The sequence below is a fragment of the Mesorhizobium sp. M7A.F.Ca.CA.003.01.2.1 genome (genome assembly GCF_003998945.1).
In the GTDB taxonomy this organism is placed as follows: Bacteria; Pseudomonadota; Alphaproteobacteria; order Rhizobiales; family Rhizobiaceae; genus Mesorhizobium; species Mesorhizobium ciceri.
Genome location: NZ_RZRA01000665.1, coordinates 1 through 3267, shown reverse-complemented (window position 1 = coordinate 3267; position 3267 = coordinate 1). Strand labels below are relative to the sequence as shown.

At 65.0% G+C, this 3267-nt stretch carries 3 protein-coding genes and 1 pseudogene; all 4 read right to left on the bottom strand.

What is annotated here, in order from left to right:
* Positions 1–90: 90 nt before the first annotated feature.
* A pseudogene (gene phnC, locus EN969_RS23320) lies at positions 91–837 on the bottom strand (phosphonate ABC transporter ATP-binding protein); the annotation flags it as partial.
* Positions 838–1211: 374 nt separating this feature from the next.
* Positions 1212–1829: a DapH/DapD/GlmU-related protein gene (locus EN969_RS23315; protein ID WP_063169038.1), complete on the bottom strand. Its 618-nt coding sequence runs from the start codon at positions 1827–1829 to the stop codon at positions 1212–1214.
* Entirely contained in the window at positions 1826–2533 is a 708-nt protein-coding gene (gene phnL / locus EN969_RS23310) for a phosphonate C-P lyase system protein PhnL (protein ID WP_063169037.1), read from the bottom strand. Before phnL ends, EN969_RS23315 begins: the two co-directional genes overlap by 4 nt.
* A 208-nt stretch (positions 2534–2741) precedes the next feature.
* The coding region (locus EN969_RS23300; RefSeq protein WP_127419430.1) for an ATP-binding cassette domain-containing protein at positions 2742–3267 on the bottom strand (526 nt) is incomplete at its 5' end.

The following is a 3267-nucleotide window of genomic DNA, read 5'->3' as shown; positions in this document are numbered from 1 at the left end:
CGTCAAGGGCACCTGTCAAAATCGATAACGCTGCCGGCGCGGGGCCGGAACCTACAGGAGAAATATCCAATGTTCAGGAAGATGGTCTTTGGCGCCGTAGACGAGGCGCACCGCCTCGCGGTTGAGCTCTTCCGGCGGGCCGTCGAAGACGACCTTGCCGGCAGCCATGCCGATGATGCGGTTGCAGTAGGTGCGGGCGGTGTCCAGCGTGTGCAGATTGGTGACGACGGTGATGCCTTCGCGCAAATTGATGTCCTGCAGCGAATCCATCACCACCTTGGCGTTGAGCGGGTCGAGCGAGGCGATCGGCTCGTCGGCGAGGATCACTCTGGGCTGCTGCATCATGGCACGAGCGATGGCGACGCGCTGCTGCTGGCCGCCCGACAAGGTGCCGGCGGGCTGCAGCGCGGTGCGGACGATGTCGAGCCGCTCGAGTGCCGCGACCGCCTCGGCGCATTCGGCGCGGGAGAACATGCCGAACAGGTTGGTGATGGTCGAGCGGTGGTTCAGCTTGCCGAGCAGCACATTGGTCAGCACGTCGAGGCGCGGCACCAGGTTGAACTGCTGGAAGATCATGGCGCAGTCACGCTGCCAGCGCCGCAGCGGCGAACCGCTCAGCTTCGAGACCTCGGCGCCGTCAAAAAAAATCGACCCCTGGCTGGGATCGATGAGACGGTTGATCATGCGAAGGAGGGTTGATTTGCCGGCGCCCGAACGGCCGATAATGCCAACCATCTGACCCTGCGGGATCGCGATGTTGATGTCGCTGACGGCAGTGTTCTTGCCAAATCGTCGGGTGACACCGCGGATTTCGAGCGTGGCGGAATTTGCTGGCATGGGGGCAGGTTCCAGTCCGGGACCATTGATCGTCAGGCTCTCGCCTAACGCAGCCACATGAACCTGCCGTGTCGCGATGATGTCAGTTTTGTTACGCTCCACAGGCCGGAGTCTGCGGCCGGCCCAGGATCAGCAGTCGAAGGTGATGTGGAATGCAGGCCTGGCGAGCTGGCGCCGGTGGCCAGACGGCACCACTTGATGCGCATATACTCGCCCGTCGCGCGCCGGCGATGGCGAGGCCGTCCTTCAGGCGTTCCAGACAAGGGCCGTCATGGCGTCGATGCCGGTGTCGAGAGGCACGTCATGCGGATAGCAGGGGCGGGGGCGGTTTGCCCCCGCTGCCCAGCGTCAGTGACAGCCCGTTCCTGGCGTCGCTATCCGCCATATTTCTCCAAGAACGCCTCGGCCTCGAGCTCCCGGAAGTCATCCAACGCGGCCCGCAGCCTTGCATGGTCCCAGTCCCACCAGGCCAGCGCCTGGTAGCGTTCGGCCGTGCGGCGATCGAAGCGCTCGCGGATCGGCTTTGCCGGCACGCCGGCGACGATCGTATAGGGCGCTACATCTTTCGAGACGACAGCGCCGGCGCCGACCGCGGCGCCATCGCCGATGGTGACACCGGGCAGGATGGTCGAGCCGTGACCAAGCCAGGTGTCGTGGCCGATGGTGACCCGCTTGGCGCGGCGTTGGGCGAAGAATTCGCTCTCGTGCTCGGCATCGTCCCAGTAGTCCGAGGCGCGATAGGTGAAGTGATGCAGCGTCGGCCGCCAGGTCGGGTGGTTGGTGGCGTTGATGCGCACGCTGGCCGCGATGTTGGCGAACTTGCCGATCGTCGCACACCAGACCGAGCAGTCCTGCATCATGTAGGAATAGTCGCCAAGTTCGCTTTCCGAGACCCGGCTACGGTCGGCGATCTCGGTCCAGCGGCCGAGCGTCGAATTCTGTACATCCGCCGTCGGGTGGACCAGCGGCGTCTCGGACAATTTCCTGGTCATGCGGCGATTTTTCCGGGCGCGAAAGCGGTGACGTCGATGATGCGGTCGGCAACCGCCTCGCGTACATCGTGGTCATGGAAGATGCCGAGCAGGGCGACACCTGCAGCCTTCTTGGCGGCGATGAGTTCGATCACGACATCGCGGTTCCTGGCATCGAGCGAGGCTGTCGGCTCGTCGAGCAGCAGGATCGGATGCTCGGTGATGAAGCCGCGCGCGATGTTGACGCGCTGCTGCTCGCCGCCGGAGAAGGTCGCAGGCGGCAAAGCCCAGAGTTTCTCCGGCAGGTTGAGCTGCGCCAGCAAGGCGCGCGCCTTGTCCCTTGCGGCTTCGCGATTCTCGCCGCGCTCGACCAGCGGTTCGGCGACGACGTCGAGCGCCGAGACGCGCGGCACGGTGCGCAGGAACTGGCTGACATAGCCGATCGTTTGCCGGCGTATGGCCAGCACGGTGCGCGGGCTGGCGGTGGCGAGGTCGATCAGCCCATCATCATGCGTGACGATGATCTGGCCTTCGTCGACGGCGTAGTTGCCGTAGAGCATCTTCAGGATCGAGCTCTTGCCGGCACCGGAAGGACCGCCGAGCACGGTGCATTCGCCAGCCCTGATCGAGAACGAGACACCGGCGACAACAGGCAGTTTGATGCCGTCGCGCAGGTGCATGGTGAAACTCTTGGCGACGTCGGAGACAACGAGGGGGGTTGCCATCAGAAGGGCCTCCAATTGTCGTTCGTTTGCGGGCCAACGCCTCCCTCTGCCTTGCCAGGCATCTCCCCCTCAAGGGGGGAGATCGGCAGCTTTCTCGTTGCGCTTGTTCTGCAACGTTGGAGAGTGGCGAAACCGAGGACGATAGCCAATCTCCCCCCTTGAGGGGGAGATGGCCGGCAGGCCAGAGGGGGGTGCCTTGGCGCCATCGTCAAACCTGCAAAATCGAGGAAACAAGCAATTGCGTGTAAGGCGCGCGCGGGTCGTCGAGCACGCGGTCGGTGAGGCCGCTTTCGACGACGCGGCCGTCCTTCATCACCATCATGCGCTGCGACAAGAGCCGCGCCACGGCAAGGTCGTGGGTGACGACGATGGCCGCCAGACCGAGATCGGTGACCAGACCACGCAGCAGGTCGAGCAGGCGGGCTTGCACCGAGACATCGAGGCCGCCTGTTGGCTCATCCATGAACACCAGGCGCGGCCCGGTGACGAGGTTGCGGGCAATCTGCAGGCGCTGGCGCATGCCGCCGGAAAAGGCGCGGGGCTCGTCGTCGATGCGGTCCTCGTCGATCTCGACGCGCGACAGCCAGTCGACGGCGGTGGCGCGGATCCTGCCGTAGTGACGGTCGCCGACCGCCATCAGCCGCTCGCCGACATTGGCGCCCGCCGACACCGTCATGCGCAGGCCGTCGGCGGGGTTCTGATGGACAAAACCCCAGTCGGTGCGCATCAGGAAG

Coding starts and splice junctions, on each gene's coding strand:
- phnL (WP_063169037.1), bottom strand. CDS start 2,533: ATGGCAACCCCCCTCGTTGTCTCCGACGTCGCCAAGAGTTTCACCATG.
- EN969_RS23315 (WP_063169038.1), bottom strand. CDS start 1,829: ATGACCAGGAAATTGTCCGAGACGCCGCTGGTCCACCCGACGGCGGAT.